Consider the following 288-nt stretch of genomic DNA (forward strand, 5'->3'; position numbering starts at 1 on the left):
TCATGCTGTCATTGATCTGCGCCGTCGTCGACAGGTCCAGCAGCACGCTGGCCAGTTGCTGGTCGTGGTTCTTGACGTTGACGCCGCCGATCAGGTCGGCCTGGTTTTCCTTGTTGGCCATCCAGCGTGCCGCTGACGAGGTGGCGCCTTTTTCCGACAGCACGAACACGGACGAGCCGCGTGCGCTCGGCTGGATGAAGGCGTCGGCGTGGATCGAGACGAACAGGTCGGCCTGCACCTTGCGTGCTTTTTCCACGCGCATGCCCAGCGGCACGAAGAAGTCGGCGT

Annotated in this window: 1 protein-coding gene; it reads right to left on the reverse strand. The window is 63.2% G+C overall.

Annotated elements, in window-relative coordinates:
* The coding region (locus tag ACO0LB_RS20855) for an N-acetylmuramoyl-L-alanine amidase (RefSeq protein WP_423052652.1) at window positions 1-288 on the reverse strand (288 nt) is incomplete at both ends.

Source organism: Undibacterium sp. SXout7W (genome assembly GCF_049339385.1).
In the GTDB taxonomy this organism is placed as follows: Bacteria; Pseudomonadota; Gammaproteobacteria; order Burkholderiales; family Burkholderiaceae_D; genus Undibacterium.